Genomic DNA, 25413 nt, shown 5'->3' with positions numbered 1-25413 from the left:
GAAGCCATGCTGTTTAAGAAAGAGGTTATTCAGCTACCCACAAGTTGCGGGCCCGATCCGGCGACCAATGGCTGGCACCTGTATGGCCAATCTGACAACGATAAACGTTGCCCTCATAGAGCACTTTATCCCCTACGGCATAGAGTTTGCCCGGCGTGAATGGGGTAACGTCGCCGCCCTGGCCGCCCTCTTCGCCTCCGCCATCGTCATTATCGGGCACGGTAACGTTGACCGGCTGGCTCGGCGTAGCGAAGTTGTTGGCTGCATCATAGGCGATGACCGTATAGCGATAGCTCATGCCAGGCTGGGTTTGGGTGTCGGTAAAGTTGAGTTCATGGGTATCACCGATCTTTTCCAGACCGCGCCAGATGGCATACCCCGCCACGCCCGTATTATCCTTAGCTGGCAGCCAGCTGAGCGAAACATCCTGCCCCTTCAGCGTGGCCTGCACGCCCTGCACCTGTGTTGGCGCCTGAGTATCCGTTTCGTCGCCCCCATCCGGCAGACTGCCGTCAAGGATGCTCTGGTAGCGGTTCAGAAATTCATAGCCGTAATGTTGACCATTTTTAGTGTTGCCATTGTCCCAGTTCACTGACCAGGTCATGAGCCCTTTTACCGCTTCATTTTTCGCTTCCAGTCGCGAAAGTGCGTTAAAGACACTCTGCGCGTCTCGCACATAGCCGGTTCCTGCCGCATCCGGGTTGGCCGGAAGACCAATCACCAGCTTGTTCGCCGGGATCTTCACATAACCACGCGTCCCGTTTGCCAGGCTGTCGGTGAGATAGTAAAGGAAAAGCTCTTTTTGACGGTCGCTATAGCCCTTCCCCCATTCCTGCGGCAGCCACCATTCACCGACTTCGTCCTTCTCCTCCTGCGTCATCATATTCACGCCGTCGCCCGCCTGGTTGTAATACTGTGGAGCGATAAAGTCATACACGCCCTCAAGATTTTGCAGGTAGGCTTTGTAGTTCACCCCGCGATCGGACTGAAGATAAGGGAACTCTGGCGCCATGCTGATGATGAAGTGTTTGCCCTGCTGCTGATAATGGTCGCGCACCATTTTCAGCGCTGCCGGGATCACCGTACTGTTGTCAGCAGCGGTAATGGCCGTCTGCTCCAGATCGATATCAAGACCATCAAAACCATAGCGATCGGTCAGGCGAATAATCTCCGCTGCAAGCGCTTCAGTCTGGTCTTTGTTCAGTGCAATGTGCGCGTCAGCGCCGCCCAGTGAAATCAACACCGCGCGCCCCTGCTCGTTCAGCTCTGCAACCTGAGCGCGGAACTCCTCATCGCTCGCGTTGTAGGGTTTGAAGGTGGGGATATTCCCGCTCTGCCCATCCATAACTTTCATGAAGGAGACGTTGACGACGTTGTAGCCTCTCGGCACTTCACGCAGCGACATATCAGAAGGTAAGCCTCCCTGATAGCCGCGCGCTTTGTCTATCTCTTCCGGGTTAATTCCCCAGTTGTGCCAATAACCTACGAGAATTTTTTTCTGACTGATATCCGGCATCTGTGAGGCGGCGTCGGTTGCGGCCGCATGGCTAAACGTGCTGACCAGCATTCCGCTTAACGCCAGCCCTGCGGCGATAGCGCTCAGAGATATTTTATTTTTCTTTAACATGGGAGATATCCTGCTCCAGGTTTAATAATGAAATCCTGTCCCACAAGATAGGATATTCATCTTCCTGAAAACAGGAGAACAGCTCACTGCAGCAGCAGATTTAAAACTCGCCAGCCTGGATATGTCTTATAATAAAATTATCGTGAGATTATTTATACTCACACATTGCTACCCAGTTATCATTAATTTTCATCAGCCAGCTATCTTTATTAATCGGCTTGAATAACAGGTTAATATACTGACCATCCTCACTTATCAGAAAGGTCTTCTCCGGCAGCTGATCGCCAACGGCAATTTTTAATTCTGCCACCCGGCCATTGATGACATTTCCCTTCTGTGTCACCGATTTTAACTGCAGGGTTCGGTTGAATACCCGGTTACCGGCCTCATCGGTTTTTACACCAAATAGCGTTAGCCTGTGGAGTTTAGGCCACCAGGTGATCACACCATTAAACTGGTAATGCTGCAGGCTTTCATCAATAAATTTGCCATTACGTATGACGCTACTGCAGGGCTCGGCGGGCACTTTTCTGCTCTCCAGGTAGTTGCTGGTCAGGTAAGCCAGCGCGCCACCCAGCGAAACGCTGATGCAAACCATCAATATGACGAATAGTATTCGTAACCGCATTTTCCCTCCTGAGATAGTTCGCCTTCACATTGCGCAACGAACACTTTTGGACCGTTCGACGCGATGTATACGTTATTGATGCCCGCCGGCAGGGCATGCCGCTTTCTCGCCAGCGCCTGCCGATCGACACTGCGCAGCGAAGAGAGATGAAACATGACGCCATCTACGTAGAGATTTTCCTGAAACGCCTGCGGCGTGTCGGCCGTGCAGACCACCACCAGCGTTGGAAGGATAATCAACAAGCTGCACAGCGCCGCCAGCAGAGTCCCGTATTGACGTGAGGGAGTTTTCATTGACTCCGCCGTGATAGCAGGCAACGACGGGCAATCGACGGGAGTGGGACAAGACGCGTTATCAGGCTCTTCTGGCGGCGGGCAAGCGACCTCATTGTCCTGCGTTTCGCAGGGTGCCAGTACTACACCATAACGGGGAATGGTTTTAATGATCGAGCCCGGCAGGCCGGCATTTTGCAGCTTGCGGCGGAGCATTTTTATAAGCTGGTGATAGCTGGATTCGCTAACAATCATGCCCTGGTTAAGCCAGATCTCTTCAAATATGGTCTCTTTTTTACATTTGCCGCTGAGAATCAACTCCAGCAAACGACGTTCGTTGGGCGTCAGATGTATATCACCATGATCCACGGTTGCCAGAGATGATTTTTCCGGTACGAACGTTACTGACGCTGAAAGAGAGATTTCTTCGTTATTCACGGGTAGGTCCTGGATAATAAAATTACAGCGTTTACATTGTTATGACGAAAAAGCGCAGGTATTAACAATTACATGTCTGTTATCTAATTCAGGCACAAATTAACAACATATCCTTATAAATGATAGTACCTTCGCTCTTTGCGCTATTTCCCGTCCTGATTTTTCCACAACCAATTCATGATTTCAGAAAGTTTATTCTGAGTAACGCCTGAGTAATACCTGATATCCAACCTGAACAATAAGGAATTCCTTTCCGTACCTGAGAAATATCGCCCTCCATGCCGCTATTTCGCGATAAATAACAAACCATTCAGCTGCTCCGGAAAAAATCTCTATCATAGAATGTGAAAACGTCGTTACTTTACCTTTCGGTTTTCCATCAGGATCGGCTGATGCCCCCCAGCAACTATACAGCCCACCACTTTTTAGCTACTCTTTTTCACCTCACTCTGCTCTACACTGTAAGAGTGATGCTAAAGCGCCATTCGCTAAGATGTGCGGTGAACACCTGTCTTTTCCTTGCCGGATCGGATGTCATGCTAAAAACAGTTCTGATTGCCGACGACCACCCTGTCTATTTATTAGGCTTGCGCACATTGCTGCAGACGCGCCCGGACCTTTATCGGGTCGTTCACGAAGCTCTCAGTGCTGATGAACTCATGAATAAACTGGCGAGCGAGCCTGTCGATATCATCATCACCGACCTGAGTATGCCCGGCACGCGCAGCCCGGACGGACTAACCATGATCCGCTCGCTGATTCGCCATTATCCGCAGAGCATGATTGTGGTGGTCACCATGATCACCAATCCTGAGCTTCTGGACTCGCTGCGGCGCAGCGGGGTGCATGCCGTTCTCAACAAAGCCAGTTTGTCCAACAATCTGCTGCAGACGCTGCGCAGCACCCTGCGGGGGCAAATCGAACCGGTGAAGCCTCAGGCGCAGTTGACCGAACGGGAAACAGAAGTGCTGCGCCTGCTGGTGCGCGGTTTCACCGTAAACGAGATCAGCGCCCAGCTTAACCGGACGAAGCAGACCATCAGTACGCAAAAAAAGAGTGCCATGAGCAAACTCAACGCCAGGAATGATTTCGAGCTGCTCCAGTGCGCGCAAAGTCTGGGGCTGGTTAGCTGAGCATGCGCAGAGGCTGGCTGGCGACATTATTTATCCTCATGCTGATAAGCGGGCACGCGGCGGCTGGCACGCTGCGCGTGGGCCTGCTGAGCGCCGCGCCGCCTTTTCTCGTAATCGATCGGCCGCCGGGCATTCTGGATGATGAACTCAGCATATTGTTTAGCAATACGACGCTGCCGGACGTCCAGCGTTTTAGCGACCCGGCAACGGCGCTGGATGCGTTGAAGCGAAAGCGCATCGATGTGTTAATTGCCGCCCGGCGTCCTGCAGCCGATCTGGTCGCCAGCGAGCCAATGTTCGCTTTCCCGCTGGCGTCCCTGAGCATAAAAGAGGGACGCGGCGGTACACTCTGCTTTCCGGAATTACCGTCAGAGGTCGCGACCCGCTGCTCTGCGACGGGTTCAGCCTCACCGGGAGAAAACGTCAGGCAGCTGGCAGCAGGGAAAGCGCGGGAATTCATCGCCCCGGAGTTTGTTTTACGTAACTGGCTGACCCACTCCCCCGCCACCACGCTGACCCTGACGCCGCTGGACGATACTCCCCCGCTACATTTTCGTGCCTGGGCTCTGCCTGAGCAGGCAAACACGCTGGAAATCTTCAACGAGCGTATTCACACCCTTAACCCGGAAGACGCTGAATGGCTGGAACAAAAGTGGCTTTTGCCGGACGGCAGCGTCTTTGACGCCCGCCATTCCCCCGTGAAGGAAAATGCGCCTAAAATCACGCTGCACGTTTTGCTTCCCGCTATTTCGCCGCCAATGGTCACACTCACGGCTGACGGGCATATTCAGGGGGTATGGCGCGATCTGCTGCTCAATCTGTTTCCGTCCAACCTTTATAGCCTGACCTTCAACCTTGATGCGCCCCCGCTTCAGTATGCGGAGAACACGTTGCGCATAGTCGCCAGCGCGACGCCACCGTCAAAGAGTGCCATCACGTTTGACTCACTGAGCTGGGCCTTGCTCAGTGAGGACAGCAACCCGCTTTCCGGCTCCTTGCCCGCATTACAGCATAAGCGGATTGCCGTCATACGCATCTCTCCGCTCGTCACGTTACTGCGTCAGGCGTTACCTGCGGATAACCTGGTGCTGGTTAACTCGCTCGATCAGGGTTTTGAATTGCTCAAAGCCGGAGGCGCGGACGGGCTTGCGGGCGATGCGTTTATACTCCATCACCTGCTGCGCCAGCATAACGCCAGCAATCTGTCGCTGACGCCGCTGGCGCTGCCGGAAGTGCCGCTATGGTTTGTACCAAATATTTCTGACCCGGCGGATGCCAAAAGGGTGAATGCGGTCATGGCGTCCGTAACGCAGGCTGATATCTACGCGAGCCTTAACCTGTCGCAGGCCGTACAGACGACAACCACCGCCCCGGTGCAATCGCTATGGCTGGTCATGCTCGCCGTGGTGGCGATTTGCGCGGCATTCGTCGCCCTGCTGACCTTTAGCGCCGCGCAGAGCCAGCGACGCCAGCGCGAGCGGGACACGGCAGAGCTGCACAACGCGCTCTCACTCTGGCAAACTCTGATGAACAATGTCCCGGTGCCGCTGTTTGTCTGCGATCCGACCGGGCGGCTGACGCGCTATAACGACTCCTTTATTCACTCACCGTTACTCACGGCACTGCCCGAAGAGGGCGCCCCCTTTTCCAGCCTGCCTTTGGGCGAGCTTGCCCAACAGTTTACGTTGCCGCATCGCCTCTCGCTGCTCCATGCCGCGTCGCCGTTAACGGGTGAAACCACTCAGAACAATTCCACCCTTTACTGGTGGCTTTGCCGCTATACCGATACGCGGGGGCGGCCTCAGGGCGTGGTCGGAGGCTGGATCGATATCACTGAAAAAGCCGCGCTGACCGCTGCACTCAATCAGGCGCTGGCGCAGGCGGAGCAGGCCAGCACTGAAAAATCGAACTTCCTCGCCCGCATGAGCCATGACATTCGTACCCCGCTCAACGCCATGCTGGGCCTGCTTGAGATGGAGCGCGACAAAAGCGAGTCCCTCAACATCGCCTGGCAGGCAGCCGGGTCATTGCGCGACGTGATTGGCGGCGTACTGGATTTGTCGCGCATTGAAGCAGGCGAGTTAAGGCTGGAGCCACAGGCCTGGCCCCTGTGGCAGACACTTAACGCCAGCGCGGAGATTTTTGCCAGCAGCGCCAACGCTAAAGGTCTCCACTGGCGCAGCGAGTTGAACGTGCCGCACGACGGCTGGTTCCTGTTCGATAAAGCACGGCTGAATCAGGTCATCGCCAATCTGTTGGGCAACGCCATTAAATATACGCCGCAGGGAGAAATTGTTTTTCACGCCGAGCTCAACGGTGAACATTTGCAGCTGTTGATTCGCGACACTGGCATCGGTATCCCGGCCGATGCCCTTCCACACCTCGGCCAGCCGTGGTTTCAGACTGACAGCAGCACGCCGCAAAGCAGCGGGCTGGGGCTGGCGATCTGTTACCAGTTAGTCGAGCTGATGGGAGGCGTGCTGACGATAGCCAGCGAAGCGGGGAGCGGTACGCAGGTGACGGTGAGCATACCGCTTCATGTCGCCAGCCCGGCGGCAACGGCCGATGAGACACCTGTAATAACCCCGCTGCCACCGCATCGCATCATGATCGTTGACGATTTTCCGGCAAACCTGACGGTGTTAGCGCTCCAGTTGCAGGAACTGGGTCAGGAGGTTATTCCTTGCGCCAGCGCTGGCGAAGCGCTTGCGCGCCTGGAAAACGAGCCGGTGGATATTCTGATAACCGACTGCCAGATGGCCCTCATGGACGGCTATCAACTTACATCGTTAATACTCCTGCGCGATATTGCCGGCAGTATCACCGCGCCGGCCGCGATTCTCGGTTACACCGCCAGCGCGCTGCAGAGTGAGGACGATCGGGCAAAACATGCCGGAATGGACGCGTTATTGCGAAAACCGCTCTCCCTCAATGCCCTGCATCAGGCGCTGACGCAGCAATACAGCCTGCGCAATCAGGGGCCTGACCTCAGCGAACTCCGGCGTCTGGCCAACGGTCAACCGGAGATCATGACCCTGATGCGCCAGCAAATGCGCGAAGCCATTACCCTTGATATTCGACAGCTACGGGAAAACACCCCGTCACCGCAAACGCTAAGCCAGCTCGCGCATCGTCTGAAGGCCTCCTGGAGCCTCTTTGCCATGCGCAACGCCACCCGCACCTGCCAGGCGATTGAAGTGTTGCCGGAGATGCTGGCGGCAGGGATCATAACGGCTGAAGCCCTGCCTGCGCTGACATCGCGTTTCTGCGCGCGCATGGAAGCCAATCTGCAGCAACTTGATACCGCACTGAAGGAATTATCTGACAAGTACTAAAGAATGCTCTGCATAGGATCTGTATCTTTCTGGTCATCCGGCGGCGTTATCCCTACCGTCGCCCACATTTTCGAAGGAGAAACCATGAAAGTCCGTATCGCTATTGCCGATGAGCACACCATTATCCGTCGTGGCGTCTTATCCATGATCACCAATATGCACTCTCTTTTCAGCGACGGCTCACCCCGCCCGGAGTTTTGCATTCAGGGCGATACCGCAACGCCATCTGAGCTGCTTTCACTGCTATCCCAACAGCCTGTCGACATTCTGTTCCTTGGCTTTTCTCTTGCCACCAGCCAAACCGTTAACCCGCTCAACGGAATGGACGGCGTATTGCTGATTAAATGGCTCAGCCGTAAATATCCGCAGCTTAAAATCATTGTGCTTTCACCCTACAAGAACACGCAGCTTATCCGCATGTCGCTGGAGGCAGGCGCCAAAGCCTATATTAGTCGGGACACCTGTGAGAAAACCCTGAGCAGAACGCTGACGTCAGTGATCAATGGGGAAGTTTATATTGAGCGCGAGCTGATGCATTCCCTGTTCCAGACCGGCGCACAAACGGAGCAAGAGCTCTCGCCCCGTGAAATTGATGTGTTGCGTATGCTCTGCAAAGGGATGAGTCTGACAGAGATCGCCAGACAGCTGCATTTGAGTAATAAAACCGTCAGCGCCCATAAACTGCGCGCGATGGAAAAACTGGGGGTAAACAGCGACTGTCAGCTCTATTGCCTGCTGGCGAAAACGCAAATGTTCGATATTGCTATCTGAAATAAAAAAACCGCCTGTAAACAGGCGGTAGAGGCAAACGTACGCCTCAACGGTCGCTCTCAGCAATGACGCTCAGGATCAAAAATGGTATGTCATCGCCAGCCACCAGACGCGCCCCGGTTCAGGGATTTGCTGATTTGCGGCGTATCCGAACTGGCTGGCGCCCGCCAGGTTGAGGTGCTCGCTGTAGTATTTATTGAACAGATTCTCAATACCCACGCGGGACTCAAAATGGTCGTTAAATGTGTAGCCCGCGCTCCACGAAAGCACACCAAACCCCGCGCTCGGGCCGAGATCCTGGCCGGTGACGTTACCTTTGTTTTGCGCCACGCGATGCTGCGGCGCAACCACACGCCACAGTAATCCGGTGCGCCACTGTTGCCCGGTATAGTCCAGCGCCAGCCGCCCTTCGAGCGGCGGCATCTGCGGCAGCGGCTGTTTATCGCTACGATTCTCGCCCCAGGCGTAGCTCAGGCTTCCCGTCAGTGCCCAGTTGGGCGTCAGGCTCCAGCTTGCGCCCGTCTCCGCGCCCATTACGGCGGCATTGATGTTGCTGGCCTGCGACGGCGTGCGGCTATAATCAAACAAAATGTAATCGGTAGTTCGCCCGACATAGGCCGATGCCCAGGCGCTAACCTTGTCGCCGTGTAACTGCACGCCACTATCCCATTGCAGGGTCTTTTCTGTTTTCAGCTGACGAAAGCTTTGTTCTCCAGCCTTGCCGGAAAATAGCTCCCAGTAATCAGGAAAACGTTCGGTATAACCGATGCCGCTATAAAGCATGACGGGTGCGTCAGGTACGCGATACTCATAGCGCGTGAATGCGCCGGGCAGGAGGTCGTGCCGGGAGCTATTTTGCGCGCTGCGCCGATCGTCCGCGCGAATGCTATCCAGTCTCGCACCCACGATGACCGTATCGTCCGCCGTGACGGACTGGCGCCATTCGCTAAACAGCCCCGCCTGGGTAAAACGGGCATCGTCACGCCACGATCCCGCGTTTTTTTTACGGTGACTTTTACGCATTACGTCCGCGCCGGCGGTAAGCGTGGTGGTTTCATCTTCCCACACGCCGGCAAGGCGGCTGCCCATCACCACGCCGCCAACTTCAGACTTACGCTTCGGTCCAACGGGCTGACGCAGGCTGTAGTTATCCATAATGTGGTCAGTATCATTGGCATAGAGCTGCCAGCTAAGTTTGCTGACGTGCTCGCTCAGGTGGTATTTCTCCAGTTTTAGCGCCGCGCTTTTACGGGCAAAACGGCTACCATCCATCATCCGACCCGCATAGCGGGCTTTACCGTCACTGGCTCCCACGCTTAGCTCCGCCAGCGTGTCCTCATCAGGCGTGAGCCCAACCGTGACGCCGCTGTTCCATCTGCGCCACAGGCCCGGCACGCGGTTGCCATGACCATCCCGGTAGTCATCCGCCTCCGAATGATTACCGTCCAGGCGGACGTAGCCGCGCGGGTCGCCAAACGCGAGATTAAGGTTTTGATCCGCGCGTCCGTTAGCGCCCCGCAGCAGCTCAGCGCTGCCTTTTAGCTCAGGTACGCTGAAATAGTCCGGCTGGCGTTCAAAAAGCAATGTTCCGGCGGACCCCATTGGCCCCCAGAGCACGCTTTGTGGGCCTTTGATGACGGTTATCGTGTCGTAACTTTGCGGAGTGATATAGGCCGTTGGGGTATCCATGCGCGAGCCGCAGCCCCCCTGAGTGCTGACGCCGTCTGCAAGCAACGTCAGTCGGGAACCGAACATCCCGCGCAACACCGGATCGCCGTTACTCCCGCCGCTGCGCAGCACGGAAAAACCCGGGATGTTTTTTAGCGCGCCCGCACCGTCGCTGGCAGGCAATTGTTTTGCTGGAGTATGAGCCGGAGCGATAAATGACGCGGGATCGCGATAATACCCCTCAACGGTCATCGACTCTTCAGCGTATGCCGGCAAAGCGGTGGCACAGCAGAGAACCAACAAGAGTGGACGGGTGGCGAGCAGGGAACGAATACCGCTCGCGGTGATACCAGACATAGCACAATTCCGTTTCGGTAAAGAAAATAAGCAAGGCGCTTATTGTCTTCATCCCCAGCAGCGGAATACACGACCTGCGGGCAAGAAGGCCCTCAGGGAAATCAGGAAATATCTGGCGGATAACGGAAATCTCAGGGACGCAGTTCAGCGCGCTTCGCCCAGACGTGCCGTTTGTTGTCGTAAAAAATCCATCAACCGCAAACAGGCCGGCGAAAGCGGCTGCCCGACGTTTTTGACGATGCCCACATCCATATAGGTAATGCAGTCGTCAATGGTGCGCCGGATCACGCGCTGACCGCCGAGCGCCCACGGGCGATAGACCAGATCGGATAAAATCGTCACCCCCTTTCCCTGCGCGACCAGACTTCGAATCGCCTCAAAGGAGTTGGTACGAAAATGAATGTCAGGATGGCAGCCCCTGCTTTGCCAGTAGTCGGATATCACATCGGGATAATCGTCCGTCATCAGCAACAGAAATGGCGCCTTTTCCACATCCTTTAACCGAAGCTCCGGCACGCTGAGAAGAGGATGGCCGATGGCGGTCCATAACCGGCGCGGCGAACGGATCCACGTTTCGACCTCAAGCGTACTATCGTGGCTGATATTGGAGGTCAGCAAAAGACAAAAATCGAGATCTCCCTGACGCAAGGCCTGAAGCAGCTGCGATGCGGGCGCCTCATGAAATGCCGTCTCCAGCAGCGGAAAACGCTGCGCGATATCGCCCCAGAGATTGGGCAGCAGATAAGCGGAAAGGGTTTCGGCAATGCCGATGCGCACGACGCCGTTAATCGCCTCAGGCTGCTGATGGAGATCCTCCACCGCCGCGCGGCTATCGTGGAGGATCTTGCGGGCATGATTGAGAAATCGCTCGCCGACGGGAGTTAACTGGATCCCTTTTGCATGACGGATAAAGAGAGGGGCATTCACCGCCTCCTCCAGGTTGCGCATAGAGACCGTCATGGAAGATTGCGATATATGACAACGGCTGGCCGCTTTGGAAATTTGTAATGTTTCCGCTAACGCAATGTAGAACTCAAGTTGCCTGAGAGTAAACTTCATAGTTTCAGCCAATACCGTGAGATGAAAATATTATATTAGCATTTAATTCTGCACCGGCAGTACTCTAAAGGCAGACAAAATGTTTATTATCAGGAGCCTCTATGCCCTATTTTTTACTCAGTCTCGCGGCCTGTTTTTGGGGGGGTAATTATGTCGTCGGTCATTTACTGGTGGCGCATGCAGACCCGATTATATTATCCGCCGCACGCTGGATAATTACGGCTCTTCTTTTATCGATGCTTTATATCAGACAGATTCGCGCCCAGTGGCCGATGATGAAAAAGGCGAAAGGTACGATCATATTTCTTGCGCTGTGCGGACAGGTTATGTTCCCACTCACGCTGTATATCGGTCTGCAATATACTTCATCTCTTAATGCAGCTATTTATTTATCTACAACGCCTGTCCTGGTTTTATTGATAAATAAGCTGGTCTTTAAAGAGAAAATATCAGTACAGAATATTGCTGGCGTTGTTCTCAGTTCATTGGGCGTCGTCTGGCTGGTCATGCAGGGCGATCTGCTGCATCTGGATACGCTTAAAAATCTGAATCGCGGCGATATCTGGACCATGGGCTCTGCCGCCAGCTGGGCCGTTTATTGTGCTTTCTTGCGGATGAAGCCGAAAAGCGTCGGTGGGAATGCCTTTGTGGCCGTGAGCGCGGTCCTCGGTGCCCTGGTGTTGTTACCGGTACTGGCGATATCGTTGATAAAGACCGGCTTACCTGACTGGACGGCCTATACCGCACCGGGCTTTTTAAGCGGGCTGATGTACCTGGTGGTCTTTCCTTCCTGGCTCTCTTACCTGCTGTGGAATAAAGGCATTGCGGCTATCGGTGCAACCCGCGGGGAGATTTATTCCCACCTTATTCCGCTGAGCGGCGGTCTGTTCAGCGTGATGTTCCTGCACGTTACGTTGCATTCGTATCATCTGGTCAGCACGGTACTAATTCTGTTTGGCATTGCCCTCTGCTCTCGCGCCTCGCAAAGGAAAGTCGCGAAGAGCGAACGCGCAGACGAAAAAGTACAGATATGAAAAAGGCCCACGTTATAAATAACGTGGGCCTGAATAGTGGCGGAACGGACGGGACTCGAACCCGCGACCCCCTGCGTGACAGGCAGGTATTCTAACCGACTGAACTACCGCTCCACTGTTCCCGCTTGGGGAACGAGGCGCATATTACGGTGTGCCTCCGATCTCGTCAACGCTTTTTCTCACGTTTTGAATCGTTTGCTGCAAAATTCACCCAACCGATGATTTTACAGGCATTGTGGCGTTTTTTCAGGCGCGCCACATACAGCTTCCGCCCTTCTTCTGAACCAGGTCGAGACGGGATTCATGGTTAAGTAGCTCTTCATCACTGGCTAAAACAACCCGCAAGCGGCTTGCCTGACGGACAACGCGCTGAATGCCCGCTTCGCCCTGCGTCTGCTGTGACTCATTTTCCATACTGAACTTCATCGACGTTTGTCCGCCGGTCATTGCCAGATAGACGTCGGCCAGGATCTGGGCATCGAGCAATGCCCCGTGCAGCGTTCGCTTGGTGTTGTCTATTTCGTAACGTGAACAGAGCGCATCGAGGCTGTTACGCTTGCCGGGAAACATCTTCCTCGCCAGCGCCAGGCTATCGGTCACTTTGCAAAAGGTGTTTGTTTTCGGAATATCGCGATGGAGCTTACTAAACTCATAGTCCATAAAGCCGATATCGAACGAGGCGTTATGGATAATGAGTTCGGCGCCTTTGATGTACTCCAGAAACTCGTCTGCCACCTCTCCAAAGGTCGGTTTATCCAGCAAGAACTCATCGGCAATACCGTGAACGCCGAACGCCTCTGGATCCACCAGCCGATCGGGTTTGAGATACACATGGAAGTTGTTCCCCGTGAGACGACGGTTCACCACTTCAACGGCACCGATCTCAATGATCTTATGCCCTTCGTAGTGCGCGCCGATCTGGTTCATACCGGTGGTTTCGGTATCGAGGACAATCTGGCGAGTAATTGCAGTGCTCATAGCGGTCATTTATGTCAGACTTATCGTTTAACTGAACGTTTCAAATACAGGAAGTCTACCAGAGATGCGTAAACAGGTAGAAATTTTCACCGATGGATCTTGTCTCGGCAACCCAGGGCCCGGCGGCTACGGCGCGATTATGCGCTATCGCCAGCATGAAAAAACTTTTAGCGAAGGCTATTTCCTGACCACCAACAACCGTATGGAGTTGATGGCGGCCATTGTGGCGCTGGAAGCCTTAAAAGAACACTGCGACGTGGTGCTCAGTACCGACAGCCAGTACGTGCGCCAGGGTATCACCCAGTGGATCCACAACTGGAAAAAACGCGGCTGGAAAACTGCGGATAAAAAGCCGGTTAAAAATGTCGATCTCTGGAAGCGGCTGGATGCGGCATTAGGTCAGCACCAAATAAAATGGGAATGGGTAAAAGGGCATGCTGGTCACCCTGAGAACGAACGCTGCGACGAACTGGCGCGCGCGGCGGCTTTAAACCCGGCCCATGAGGATGCAGGCTACCAGCCTGAATCCTGATCAGGGCTTTCTGTACTGCCGCGTTGCGCCAACGGTCTGCCGGATAGGCGTTTTCGATTTGCTCTGCTTCATCGGGTTAAGCGTAAGGGGGATGGTTCGCTTACGCGCGACGATAAACTGCATGCAGCCTAAGGCGGGCAAATGCGTGCTTAACAACACTCCCCCCTTCCGCGCCCACGGCAGTACCTGAAAACCGCCGTAGCAAAGCACTTCAAAGTTCAGCAGTGAAAGCCAGTCGAGCTGGCGCATCATGGTGAACATTCGGCTGTTATAGGGTGGCGTTCGGCGCAGCACGGGCACCAGCTTGCGCAGCCCCATCAGGCTCAGCGGATTGAATCCGCTGAGGATCAGCCAGCCGTCATCAATCAGAACGCGATCGGCTTCACGCAGCATACGGTGAGGATCGCTGCACCAGGGCAACGCGTGTGCAAGAAGGCATGCATCAACGGATTTCTCTGCAAATGGCAGATGCAACGGGTCTGCCTTCACCTGAACCGGCGATCCGCCGAGAGAGACGTTAACCTGATGTGAGATAGCGCAGCTTTCGGTATTGATTTCCGCGCTGAGATTGCCAATCTTAAGCAGGTGAAAGCCATACATTTTCGCGAGCCAGGGCTTCAGCTGCTGCTCCAGTGCTTCGCGATAGTATTCACCCCAGGGCAATTCCGCCCAACGTTCCGGTGCTGCGACAGTCTGAGGTATCCTTGCCGGTTTCATCAAAACACCCGCCACGCTATAAGAGGTAATGTATGAATCTTATCAGTATTCCCGCTTTTGAGGACAATTACATCTGGGTTTTGATCGATGACGATCGTCGATGCGTCATTGTCGATCCCGGCGAATCCGCCCCTGCACTGCGCGCCATAAATGATAACGGCTGGCAGCCTGACGCCATTCTGTTGACGCATCATCATAACGATCATACTGGCGGCGTGCAGGAACTGCGCGCCCAATTTCCGCATCTTGTGGTGTACGGACCGGCTGAGACACAAAATAAGGGAACGACGCAAGTAGTCGAAGAAGGCGAAAATATCCTCATCCACGAGTGGGAGTTTTCCGTATTTGCTACACCGGGTCACACTTTGGGACATCTGTGTTTCTACAGCAAACCTTATCTTTTTTGTGGCGACACCTTGTTCTCTGGCGGCTGCGGAAGACTGTTTGAAGGCACGCCGGAACAGATGTATCAGTCTTTACAAAAGATTAGTGCGTTACCGGATGACACTCTTATTTGTTGCGCCCATGAGTATACATTAGGAAATATGAAGTTTGCTGCAAGCCTCTTACCTGAGGATCGGGCGATTCAGGATTATTATCACAAAGTGAAGGAGTTACGTGCAAAAAACCAAAATACACTGCCCGTAATTCTGAAAAATGAGCGCCAGATTAATTTATTTTTACGAACAGATGATATTGATTTAATTAATAAAATTAACCAAGAAACAAATTTGCAACAACCTGAACAGCGATTTGCATGGTTAAGGTCAAAGAAAGATAACTTCAGATAAATGCGGGTTGCCTTTTCAAAATTTCGCCGTTATCATCGCTCGTCTTTTAAGCAACTATTGACACACACATGAAGGCAAAAGCGATATTACTCGCCTCTGTCCTGCTTGTAGGTTGCCAGTCGCAGAACGGCAGCAACGTACAACAGCACGCACAGAGCCTTTCTGCAGCTGGTCAAGGGGAAGCAGGGAAGTTTACAAGTTCGGCGCGCTGGATGGACGATGGGACATCTTTCGCGCAGGAGCAAGACTTGTGGACCTCTATTGGCGACGAGCTAAAGATGGGAATTCCGGAAAACAGCCGGATTCGCGAACAGAAACAGAAGTATTTAAGAAATAAGAGCTATCTCCACGATGTAACGTTACGGGCAGAGCCGTATATGTACTGGATAGCCGGGCAAGTTAAAAAACGTAACATGCCTATGGAGCTGGTACTCCTACCCATAGTGGAGAGCGCTTTTGACCCACACGCGACGTCTGGCGCCAATGCCGCAGGCATTTGGCAGATCATTCCGAGCACCGGGCGAAACTATGGTCTGAAACAGACCCGCAACTATGATGCGCGTCGCGATGTTGTCGCTTCAACGACAGCCGCTCTCGACATGATGCAACGTCTGAACAAGATGTTTGACGGCGACTGGCTGTTAACGGTCGCAGCGTATAACAGTGGCGAAGGTCGTGTACTGAAGGCAATGAAAGCGAATAAAGCACGGGGTAAATCCACCGATTTTTGGTCGCTCTCACTGCCACAGGAAACGAAGATTTACGTACCGAAGATGCTGGCCTTGAGCGATATTCTCAAGAACAGCAAGCGTTACGGTGTACAACTGCCAACACCAGACGAAAGTCGTGCACTGGCGCGCGTGCGCCTCAGCAATCCGGTTGATATTCAACAAGTTGCTGATATGACGGGTATGTCGGTAAGTAAATTGAAAACCTTTAATGCAGGCGTTAAAGGCTCGACGCTGGGGGCAAGCGGCCCGCAGTATGTGATGGTTCCGCAGAAACATGCGGCGCAGTTACGTGAGTCTTTAGCATCGGGTGAAATTGCCGCCGTTCAGTCAACGCTGATCGCCGATGCTTCATCCGTTAGCAGCCGCAGCTATAAGGTGCGTTCAGGGGATACCCTTTCAGGCATTGCCTCACGTCTTGGCGTGACGGCGAAAGATCTGCAGCAGTGGAATAATCTGCGCAGCTCTGGGCTGAAGGTGGGTCAGACACTGACGGTGGGTGCAGGTAACAGCGCACAGCGTCTCGCCAGCAACAGCGATAGCATCACCTATCGCGTGCGCAAAGGCGATTCACTGTCCAGTATCGCAAAACGACACGGCGTGAACATCAAAGATGTGATGCGCTGGAATAATGATACTGACAATCTGAAACCGGGCGACCAGCTGACGCTGTTTGTGAAGAACAGCGCCACGCCAGACTCCTGATAACACGATCGAAAGATAAAAAGGCACCGATTCCCCTCGGTGCCTTTTTTGTTTATCCCGCTTTTTGCGCTTCAGCCATGATGGTATCGCTCGTAAATGAGCCATCCGCCTGCAGTTCAAAGTACGCCTTCACCTCTGCGGACGCACTCTCCTGGTAAAGCCTAATTGCCTGGCTTAACGCCTCCGGGGTACGCATACGGGCTATCCAGGAGCTGAACTCCAGCGGTAAACGGTCTGTTATTAACGAGCGCGCAATCAGCCCGGCTTCAGTGATAAACGATAACCACTCCCCGCTGGCGTAGTTTTGCACGTGCGAGGTGTCGCGCAGCGCTTCGACCGTCTGCAGCCAGATATTACGCACCGGATGTCCGGGAGACATCACGTCCATAATGATGAAGGTGCCACCCGGCTTCAGAACACGTCTGACTTCGCGCAATGCCTGGCCGACGTCATGCCAGTGGTGTGCGGAATACCGGCTGATCGCGACATCAAACGACGCGTCATCAAACGGTAAAGACTCCGCATAGCCCTGCCGCGTATCAATATTGTTCAGCCCTTTCGCTTTCGCCGCCTCAGCAACGACGTCCAGCATTTGGCTCGATAAATCATATGCGGTAACGTGGGCTACCTGCTGCGCAGCCGTAAAGCTGGCGTGCCCTGCCCCACATCCCAGGTCCAGCACGTGCGCCTGCGGGAATGCCGCCAGACGTTCACCGAGACGCACCAGATCGCGACCTGAAGCATGCACGGCGCTGCTCAGATAAGCACTTGCCTGAGAACCAAACTGTTTTTCTACGTTGTCATGATGGGAGTGTGTTGTTGTCATCGTACTGTCCTTTGTTGGTTAAAAAATAAAAGGGCAGCACCCGCGCGGCCTGCCCCACGGCAGACCTGACACACCATTATTTATCAGGTTTGCCGGGACTGAATTCAACGAGTAGAGGGTTGTGATCCGAAGCGCGCGTCACCAGAACGGAGGCGTCGTGCACGCTCAAACCGCGATAGAAGACAAAGTCGAGAGGACGACCAAAAGCTTTTTTACGCTGATCATCACTGAAGCGAACTTCACGCAGCGACATTTCGCGCGCAAAGCGATACAGCGCATTCATGCGCGGACGGCTCCAGGCATTAAAATCGCCGGCCATGATGATGGGCCCGCTGTGATGCGCAATCTGATCGCCAATAGGAAGTAACTGCTTACTATACACATCCACGCCGAGGCTAAAGTTTACCGCGTGGATATTGACGACCATCAGCATACGGGTATCCGGCAGAGGATAGACCGTCACCAGCGCTGATTTCGCCAGGCGCAGGATAGGTTCGCGCTCGCGGAGCGGGCAACAGTAGACCGGATGGGCAGCAGAAAGCGTCATTACGCCAGAGGGATGCTGCGGCAGGACAAATGCCGGCACCTGGTCGGCGGCAAGGTAATTCGTGGTGGCAAACCGTACCAGTTCAGGGGTAGTTTGCGCCTCCTGGAGCAGAACCAGGTGGGCATCTTTTCCAAAATTTTTGAGTACCGATAACCACTCCGCGCGCTGCTGCTTGAAGATATTCCAGACCAGAACCCGGATTTTATCATCGCTGCTTAACGGTGTGCCGGCGGGTAATGCCTGGCTTATGCTCGCAAACGACCCCGGAGGTAAGATCCTCTCCGCGGGCATTCCGGCAACATAACGCATGGCATAGGTATTTTTTCGCACTTTTGGAAACAGCCCCTGTAACATGAACCAGCCCTGAAAACGGACTGGTTCTAATGTTATAGGGACTTTAGGTCACACTTTCAACGCAATTTCTGAGAAACCGCTTTCCAGTTTTGTAAGCAAGCACTTACTGATGTTATCCCAGCGCTACGCGGGCTGGCTTATCGAGGCGTCCACTCAGGCCGATCAGCAGGAAGGCGACCAGGACAATCACCGCGCCAATCCATGGGGTCTGGGTTAATCCGAAGTGTTCGACGGTTTGTCCGCCAATAATGGAGCCCAGCGCGATACCAATATTAAAAGCGGCAATATTCAGACCGGATGCCACATCCACCGCATTCGGCGTATAGAGCTCGGCTTTCTGGACAACGTAAACCTGAAGCCCTGGCACATTACCGAAGGCGAAGATCCCCATCACCAGTACCGTGACCAGCGCGGCGTATTGCATTGAAGCCGTGAACTGGAAAATCATCAGCAGAACCACCAGGGCGGCGAAGATAAATTTCAGCGCCGGTACCGCACCATGCTTATCCGCAAGCTTACCGCCCCAGATATTGCCAATGGCCACAGAAATACCGTATCCCAGCAAAATCCAGCTCACGGCATTCGGGGAGAAGCCCGCCAGGTCCTGCATCATCGGTGCCAGGAAGGTGAAGGCAGTGAATACGCCGCCATAGCCCAGAGCCGTAACCGCATAGATGATAAGCAAACGCGGATGGGTAAGCACTTTCAGCTGATCGCGCAGGCTGGCGCTCGCCCGGCCCGGGATATTCGACGGTACCAGCAGCAGGCTAGTCACCAGAGCGATAACGCCCAGTAAGGAGACGGCCAGAAACGTTTCACGCCAGCCGAAATGCTGTCCGATAAACGTTCCCAACGGTACGCCTGTGACCAGTGCGACGGTCAACCCACCGAACATGATCGCGATCGCTGAAGCCGCTTTCTCTTTGGGGACCAGGCTGGTTGCAATGGTGGAACCAATTGAGAAGAACACGCCGTGTGCCAGACCGGTCAGCAGGCGGGCAATCACCAGCGTGGTGTAGTCCGGTGCCTGCCAGGCCAGAATGTTCCCGGCGGTAAACAGCACCATCAGCGCGACTAACAGCTGCTTACGCGGAAAACGTCCGGTCAGGGCCGTCAGCACCGGCGCGCCGACGGCAACGCCCAGGGCGTAGATGGACACCAGCAACCCGGCTGAGGGCAGCGAGATGGCAAGCTGGTTAGCGATGGTGGGAACCAGTCCCACGATAACAAATTCGGCCGTGCCAATTGCAAAGGCACTGATCGTCAGGGCAAGTAGCGCCAGTGGCATAAAATACTCCGTATCATCAGGATTAAGATGACAGGCAGTATGCGCCAGTGCTTAAATAACAAAAATGGTCAAAATATCAATAGAATTTTGCAGGTGGTGCAACAATGAAAGCTACGTCTGAAGAGCTGACAATCTTTGTCGCCGTCGTCGAAAGCGGCAGCTTTAGCCGCGCAGCCGAGCAGCTGGGACAGGCTAACTCGGCCATTAGCCGTTCGGTGAAAAAGCTGGAGATGAAGCTCGGGGTGAGTCTGCTCAACCGAACGACGCGGCAGCTCAGCCTGACGGAAGAAGGGGAACGTTATTTCCGCCGCGTGCAGTCGGTGCTGCAGGAGATGGCCGCAGCGGAGACGGAGATTATGGAAACCCGCAGCACGCCGCGCGGGTTGCTGCGCATTGATGCTGCCACGCCGGTTGTGCTTCATTTTCTGATGCCGTTCATCAAACCTTTCCGTGAACGCTATCCGGAGATGACGCTCTCTCTGGTCTCGTCCGAGACGTTTATTAACCTCATCGAGCGGAAAGTGGATGTGGCTATTCGGGCGGGAACCCTGACGGATTCCAGCCTGCGGGCCCGCCCGCTGTTTGCCAGCTACCGTAAAATTATCGCGTCGCCACAGTATATTGCTGAACATGGTAAACCGGAGACGGTTGAAGAACTGAAGCAGCATCTGTGCCTGGGCTTTACGGAGCCGGTGTCGCTGAACACCTGGCCTGTTGCCTGTCATGATGGCCAGCTTCATGAAATTACCTGCGGATTATCGTCTAACAGCGGAGAAACGCTGAAGCAGCTTTGCCTGGAAGGGAATGGGATCGCCTGCTTGTCAGACTATATGATTGATAAAGAGATAGCGCGGGGTGAACTGGTAGAGCTAATGGCCGATAAACGTTTGCCGGTCGAGATGCCTTTCAGCGCGGTGTATTACAGCGACAGAGCGGTAAGCACGCGCATACGCGCCTTTATCGACTTCCTGAGCGAGCATATAAAAACAGCTCCCGGAGGAGCTGTGTGAGGGTTCGGGTTACAGAGGGAGGGTCTTATTAATCCCAGTCAGGGGCTAAACCTTCCGGGCTCACCAGGCGGTCGTTGCACTCCAGTGCTGCGATCGCTTTTTTATCATCGTCATCCAGATCAAGATCCAGCGCTAGCAGGTTGCTGGCCAGGTTTTCGCGCTTGGTTGATGATGGGATCACGGCATAGCCTTCACCCATTGCCCATGCCAGAATAACCTGCGCAGCAGTCGCGTTATGTTTCTCTGCGATACGGATAATTACCTCGTCTTTCAGAGCCTTACCGTAGGCCAGCGTCATGTAAGAGGTGATGTGGATCCCGTGCTGTTTTGCCCAGTCCACGACTTTGCGGTTTTGCAGGTATGGAGACAGCTCGATCTGGTTGGTCGCAATATTCTCTGCGCCAACTGCGGCAATGGCTTTTTCCATCAGCGGGATGGTGAAGTTGGAAATACCAATTTCACGGGTCAGGCCCTGCTTTTTCGCTTCCAACAGCGCCTGCATGAACTCTTCCACAGAAACGGCATCGTTCGGTGACGGCCAGTGGATCAGCGTCAGATCGACATAGTCGGTACGCAGTTTCTTCAGGCTCTCTTTCAGGCTTGGAATGAGCTTGTCTTTGCTGAGGTTTTCGATCCAGATTTTGGTGGTGATGAACAGTTCATTACGCGGTACACCGCTCTCTTCAAGAGCCTGTCCAACGGCAGCTTCGTTTTCATAGATCTGTGCCGTATCAATTGCGCGATAGCCAAGTTCAAGAGCGGTTTTAACTGATGCGATAACTACGTCGTCTTTCAGGCGGAAAGTGCCAAGACCGAATGCAGGGAGAGTCATAATATTCCTCAATCGTTATGTTCGTTAACTGAGGACGATTATCGCTGGCGGTGTTATAGAGAAAAAGATCGTAAAACGCAGAGGATTTTTGCTAATATCGCAATAATTAATCGTCAGATATGAAAAAAGCCCTGAGCGTTAACTCAGGGCTTTTAATAAGTGGCGGAACGGACGGGACTCGAACCCGCGACCCCCTGCGTGACAGGCAGGTATTCTAACCGACTGAACTACCGCTCCACCGAAGACTGCTTGTAACCACCGGATTTATGCACCGGCTTACTACTTAATTTGATGCCTGGCAGTTCCCTACTCTCACATGGGGAGACCCCACACTACCATCGGCGCTACGGCGTTTCACTTCTGAGTTCGGCATGGGGTCAGGTGGGACCACCGCGCTAAAGCCGCCAGGCAAATTCTGTTAATCTGTATCAGGCTGAAACTTGATTGTTCTGTCTCTCACCGCCAAAACATCTTCGGCGTTGTAAGGTTAAGCCTCACGGTTCATTAGTACCGGTTAGCTCAACGCATCGCTGCGCTTACACACCCGGCCTATCAACGTCGTCGTCTTCAACGTTCCTTCAGGAGACTTAAAGTCTCAGGGAGAACTCATCTCGGGGCAAGTTTCGTGCTTAGATGCTTTCAGCACTTATCTCTTCCGCATTTAGCTACCGGGCAGTGCCATTGGCATGACAACCCGAACACCAGTGATGCGTCCACTCCGGTCCTCTCGTACTAGGAGCAGCCCCCCTCAATTCTCCAGCGCCCACGGCAGATAGGGACCGAACTGTCTCACGACGTTCTAAACCCAGCTCGCGTACCACTTTAAATGGCGAACAGCCATACCCTTGGGACCTACTTCAGCCCCAGGATGTGATGAGCCGACATCGAGGTGCCAAACACCGCCGTCGATATGAACTCTTGGGCGGTATCAGCCTGTTATCCCCGGAGTACCTTTTATCCGTTGAGCGATGGCCCTTCCATTCAGAACCACCGGATCACTATGACCTGCTTTCGCACCTGCTCGAGCCGTCACTCTCGCAGTCAAGCTAGCTTATGCCATTGCACTAACCTCCTGATGTCCGACCAGGATTAGCTAACCTTCGTGCTCCTCCGTTACTCTTTGGGAGGAGACCGCCCCAGTCAAACTACCCACCAGACACTGTCCGCAACCCGGATCACGGGTCCACGTTAGAACACCAGCCATTAAAGGGTGGTATTTCAAGGACGGCTCCACGCAGACTGGCGTCCACGCTTCAAAGCCTCCCACCTATCCTACACATCAAGGACCAGTGTTCAGTGTCAAGCTATAGTAAAGGTTCACGGGGTCTTTCCGTCTTGCCGCGGGTACACTGCATCTTCACAGCGAGTTCAATTTCACTGAGTCTCGGGTGGAGACAGCCTGGCCATCATTACGCCATTCGTGCAGGTCGGAACTTACCCGACAAGGAATTTCGCTACCTTAGGACCGTTATAGTTACGGCCGCCGTTTACCGGGGCTTCGATCAAGAGCTTCGCGTTGCCGCTAACCCCATCAATTAACCTTCCGGCACCGGGCAGGCGTCACACCGTATACGTCCACTTTCGTGTTTGCACAGTGCTGTGTTTTTAATAAACAGTTGCAGCCAGCTGGTATCTTCGACTGATTTCAGCTCCGTCCGCAGGGACTTCACCTACATATCAGCGTGCCTTCTCCCGAAGTTACGGCACCATTTTGCCTAGTTCCTTCACCCGAGTTCTCTCAAGCGCCTTGGTATTCTCTACCTGACCACCTGTGTCGGTTTGGGGTACGATTTCGTGTTACCTGATGCTTAGAGGCTTTTCCTGGAAGCAGGGCATTTATCACTTCAGCACCGTAGTGCCTCGTCATCACGCCTCAGTGTTAAAGTGAACCGGATTTGCCTGGAACACACACCTACACGCTTAAACCGGGAAAACCGTCGCCCGGCTGACATAGCCTTCTCCGTCCCCCCTTCGCAGTAACACCAAGTACAGGAATATTAACCTGTTTCCCATCGACTACGCCTTTCGGCCTCGCCTTAGGGGTCGACTCACCCTGCCCCGATTAACGTTGGACAGGAACCCTTGGTCTTCCGGCGAGCGGGCTTTTCACCCGCTTTATCGTTACTTATGTCAGCATTCGCACTTCTGATACCTCCAGCATGCCTCACAGCACACCTTCAACGGCTTACAGAACGCTCCCCTACCCAACAACACATAGTGTCGCTGCCGCAGCTTCGGTGCATGGTTTAGCCCCGTTACATCTTCCGCGCAGGCCGACTCGACCAGTGAGCTATTACGCTTTCTTTAAATGATGGCTGCTTCTAAGCCAACATCCTGGCTGTCTGTGCCTTCCCACATCGTTTCCCACTTAACCATGACTTTGGGACCTTAGCTGGCGGTCTGGGTTGTTTCCCTCTTCACGACGGACGTTAGCACCCGCCGTGTGTCTCCCGTGATAACATTCTTCGGTATTCGTAGTTTGCATCGGGTTGGTAAGCCGGGATGGCCCCCTAGCCGAAACAGTGCTCTACCCCCGAAGATGAGTTCACGAGGCGCTACCTAAATAGCTTTCGGGGAGAACCAGCTATCTCCCGGTTTGATTGGCCTTTCACCCCCAGCCACAGGTCATCCGCTAATTTTTCAACATTAGTCGGTTCGGTCCTCCAGTTAGTGTTACCCAACCTTCAACCTGCCCATGGCTAGATCACCGGATTTCGGGTCTATACCCTGCAACTTAACGCCCAGTTAAGACTCGGTTTCCCTGCGGCTCCCCTATACGGTTAACCTTGCTACAGAATATAAGTCGCTGACCCATTATACAAAAGGTACGCAGTCACACCCGAAGGTGCTCCCACTGCTTGTACGTACACGGTTTCAGGTTCTTTTTCACTCCCCTCGCCGGGGTTCTTTTCGCCTTTCCCTCACGGTACTGGTTCACTATCGGTCAGTCAGGAGTATTTAGCCTTGGAGGATGGTCCCCCCATATTCAGACAGGATACCACGTGTCCCGCCCTACTCTTCGAGTTCACAACCTGTGCATTTTCGTGTACGGGACTGTCACCCTGTACCGTGCGACTTTCCAGACGCTTCCACTAACACACAAGCTGATTCAGACTCCGGGCTGCTCCCCGTTCGCTCGCCGCTACTGGGGGAATCTCGGTTGATTTCTTTTCCTCGGGGTACTTAGATGTTTCAGTTCCCCCGGTTCGCCTCGTTAACCTATGTATTCAGTTAACGATAGTGTGTCGAAACACACTGGGTTTCCCCATTCGGACATCGACGGGTCAAAGGTTCATATCACCTCGCCGTCGCTTTTCGCAGATTAGCACGTCCTTCATCGCCTCTGACTGCCAGGGCATCCACCGTGTACGCTTAGTCGCTTAACCTCACAACCCGAAGATGTTTCACTTCATGATTGCGAAAATTTGAGAGACTCGAACACACCTTAAAGATGTGTCGTTTCAATTTTCAGCTTGATCCAGATTTTTAAAGAGCAAAACTTCGCAGTGCACCTTTTCAGGTTCACTCTGAAGTTTTCTTGTGTTCGCAGTAAAAGATGGTGGAGCTATGCGGGATCGAACCGCAGACCTCCTGCGTGCAAAGCAGGCGCTCTCCCAGCTGAGCTATAGCCCCATCGTTTTGCCAACCTCTTCAAATTTGCTTCGCAAATTTGGTAGGCCTGAGTGGACTTGAACCACCGACCTCACCCTTATCAGGGGTGCGCTCTAACCACCTGAGCTACAAGCCTGTAGAGGTTTTTTACTGCTGTTTTTCATCAGACAA

19 protein-coding genes, 4 tRNA genes and 2 rRNA genes are annotated in these 25413 nt (G+C 53.9%); 8 read left to right on the top strand and 17 right to left on the bottom strand.

Translation table 11 applies throughout. From position 1 onward, the window contains the following. Positions 1–25 precede the first annotated feature (25 nt). From OKF39_RS05305 to OKF39_RS05295, 3 genes are all read right to left on the bottom strand, one after another. Positions 26–1627, bottom strand: coding sequence for a glycosyl hydrolase family 18 protein (locus OKF39_RS05305; protein WP_479983551.1), 1602 nt, complete (start codon positions 1625–1627; stop codon positions 26–28). Between the two features lie 148 nt (positions 1628–1775). Further along, positions 1776–2255, bottom strand: coding sequence for a hypothetical protein (locus OKF39_RS05300; protein WP_126296587.1), 480 nt, complete (start codon positions 2253–2255; stop codon positions 1776–1778). After that, complete coding sequence (locus OKF39_RS05295) at positions 2225–2965, bottom strand: winged helix-turn-helix domain-containing protein (protein ID WP_479983550.1); 741 nt, start codon at positions 2963–2965, stop codon at positions 2225–2227. Before OKF39_RS05295 ends, OKF39_RS05300 begins: the two co-directional genes overlap by 31 nt. Positions 2966–3501: 536 nt before the next feature. Here OKF39_RS05295 and OKF39_RS05290 point away from each other — a divergent pair. The 3 genes from OKF39_RS05290 (at position 3502) to OKF39_RS05280 (ending at position 8204) form a co-directional block, all read left to right on the top strand. Continuing rightward, entirely contained in the window at positions 3502–4098 is a 597-nt protein-coding gene (locus tag OKF39_RS05290) for a response regulator (protein ID WP_028015617.1), read from the top strand. Positions 4099–4100: 2 nt separating this feature from the next. Then, positions 4101–7433, top strand: coding sequence for an ATP-binding protein (locus tag OKF39_RS05285; protein ID WP_479983549.1), 3333 nt, complete (start codon positions 4101–4103; stop codon positions 7431–7433). Between the two features lie 84 nt (positions 7434–7517). Next, a complete protein-coding gene (locus OKF39_RS05280; protein WP_479983548.1) occupies positions 7518–8204 on the top strand; it encodes a LuxR C-terminal-related transcriptional regulator in 687 nt (228 codons plus the stop codon). A 78-nt stretch (positions 8205–8282) separates the two neighbouring features. Here OKF39_RS05280 and OKF39_RS05275 read toward each other — a convergent pair whose 3' ends face one another. Next, complete coding sequence (locus tag OKF39_RS05275) at positions 8283–10229, bottom strand: TonB-dependent copper receptor (protein ID WP_479983547.1); 1947 nt, start codon at positions 10227–10229, stop codon at positions 8283–8285. 144 nt (positions 10230–10373) lie between these two features. Next, the gene (locus tag OKF39_RS05270; protein WP_336223080.1) at positions 10374–11288 is read right to left on the bottom strand and encodes a LysR family transcriptional regulator; all 915 of its coding nucleotides are present in this window, start codon (positions 11286–11288) and stop codon (positions 10374–10376) included. Between the two features lie 101 nt (positions 11289–11389). On the opposite strand from OKF39_RS05270, the gene OKF39_RS05265 reads away from it, so the two are divergent. Then, the gene (locus OKF39_RS05265) at positions 11390–12322 is read left to right on the top strand and encodes a DMT family transporter (protein WP_479983546.1); all 933 of its coding nucleotides are present in this window, start codon (positions 11390–11392) and stop codon (positions 12320–12322) included. A 37-nt stretch (positions 12323–12359) separates the two neighbouring features. Here the strand turns inward: OKF39_RS05265 and OKF39_RS05260 are convergent. Beyond that, positions 12360–12436: transfer RNA gene (locus OKF39_RS05260), tRNA-Asp, on the bottom strand. 132 nt (positions 12437–12568) lie between these two features. Continuing rightward, the gene (gene dnaQ / locus OKF39_RS05255; protein ID WP_028015611.1) at positions 12569–13300 is read right to left on the bottom strand and encodes a DNA polymerase III subunit epsilon; all 732 of its coding nucleotides are present in this window, start codon (positions 13298–13300) and stop codon (positions 12569–12571) included. Positions 13301–13364: 64 nt separating this feature from the next. Between dnaQ and rnhA the strand changes: the two genes are divergently transcribed. After that, positions 13365–13832 (top strand): ribonuclease HI, encoded by a 468-nt coding sequence (gene rnhA / locus OKF39_RS05250; protein ID WP_028015610.1) that lies wholly within the window; start codon positions 13365–13367, stop codon positions 13830–13832. On the opposite strand, the gene OKF39_RS05245 is transcribed toward rnhA, so the two are convergent. Beyond that, the gene (locus OKF39_RS05245; RefSeq protein ID WP_028015609.1) at positions 13833–14549 is read right to left on the bottom strand and encodes a class I SAM-dependent methyltransferase; all 717 of its coding nucleotides are present in this window, start codon (positions 14547–14549) and stop codon (positions 13833–13835) included. A 32-nt stretch (positions 14550–14581) separates the two neighbouring features. Between OKF39_RS05245 and gloB the strand changes: the two genes are divergently transcribed. Next, a complete protein-coding gene (gene gloB, locus OKF39_RS05240; RefSeq protein WP_479983545.1) occupies positions 14582–15340 on the top strand; it encodes a hydroxyacylglutathione hydrolase in 759 nt (252 codons plus the stop codon). A gap of 68 nt (positions 15341–15408) precedes the next feature. Then, a complete protein-coding gene (mltD, locus tag OKF39_RS05235; RefSeq protein ID WP_041911175.1) occupies positions 15409–16773 on the top strand; it encodes a murein transglycosylase D in 1365 nt (454 codons plus the stop codon). A 52-nt stretch (positions 16774–16825) separates the two neighbouring features. Here mltD and OKF39_RS05230 read toward each other — a convergent pair whose 3' ends face one another. The 3 genes from OKF39_RS05230 to OKF39_RS05220 all read right to left on the bottom strand — a co-directional run bounded on the left by OKF39_RS05230 (position 16826) and on the right by OKF39_RS05220 (position 19788). Next, positions 16826–17599 carry a class I SAM-dependent methyltransferase gene (locus tag OKF39_RS05230; RefSeq protein ID WP_028015606.1) on the bottom strand — a complete coding sequence of 258 codons (774 nt, stop codon included), beginning with the start codon at positions 17597–17599 and terminating at the stop codon, positions 16826–16828. Between the two features lie 76 nt (positions 17600–17675). After that, on the bottom strand, positions 17676–18476 hold the full coding sequence (locus OKF39_RS05225) for an endonuclease/exonuclease/phosphatase family protein (protein ID WP_028015605.1): 801 nt from the start codon (positions 18474–18476) through the stop codon (positions 17676–17678). A 136-nt stretch (positions 18477–18612) separates the two neighbouring features. Further along, positions 18613–19788: an MFS transporter gene (locus OKF39_RS05220; RefSeq protein WP_479983544.1), complete on the bottom strand. Its 1176-nt coding sequence runs from the start codon at positions 19786–19788 to the stop codon at positions 18613–18615. 104 nt (positions 19789–19892) lie between these two features. Between OKF39_RS05220 and yafC the strand changes: the two genes are divergently transcribed. Next, positions 19893–20798, top strand: coding sequence for a DNA-binding transcriptional regulator YafC (yafC, locus tag OKF39_RS05215; RefSeq protein WP_479983543.1), 906 nt, complete (start codon positions 19893–19895; stop codon positions 20796–20798). A gap of 28 nt (positions 20799–20826) precedes the next feature. Here the strand turns inward: yafC and dkgB are convergent, their stop codons facing one another. From dkgB to OKF39_RS05185, 6 genes are all read right to left on the bottom strand, one after another. Beyond that, positions 20827–21630 carry a 2,5-didehydrogluconate reductase DkgB gene (gene dkgB, locus OKF39_RS05210; RefSeq protein ID WP_193532806.1) on the bottom strand — a complete coding sequence of 268 codons (804 nt, stop codon included), beginning with the start codon at positions 21628–21630 and terminating at the stop codon, positions 20827–20829. Between the two features lie 160 nt (positions 21631–21790). Then, positions 21791–21867 (bottom strand) — tRNA-Asp (locus tag OKF39_RS05205). A gap of 56 nt (positions 21868–21923) precedes the next feature. Next, positions 21924–22039: ribosomal RNA gene (gene rrf / locus OKF39_RS05200) — 5S ribosomal RNA — on the bottom strand. A 74-nt stretch (positions 22040–22113) separates the two neighbouring features. Further along, positions 22114–25016: ribosomal RNA gene (locus tag OKF39_RS05195) — 23S ribosomal RNA — on the bottom strand. Positions 25017–25187: 171 nt separating this feature from the next. Further along, positions 25188–25263, bottom strand: a tRNA-Ala gene (locus OKF39_RS05190). A 38-nt stretch (positions 25264–25301) separates the two neighbouring features. Further along, a tRNA-Ile gene (locus OKF39_RS05185) sits at positions 25302–25378 on the bottom strand. Positions 25379–25413 lie beyond the last annotated feature (35 nt).

The sequence above is a fragment of the Enterobacter cloacae complex sp. HYC042_NIDB genome (genome assembly GCF_056673315.1).
Note: the sequence above shows the minus strand (reverse complement) of the source record. Positions and strands in the feature narration are given on the sequence as shown.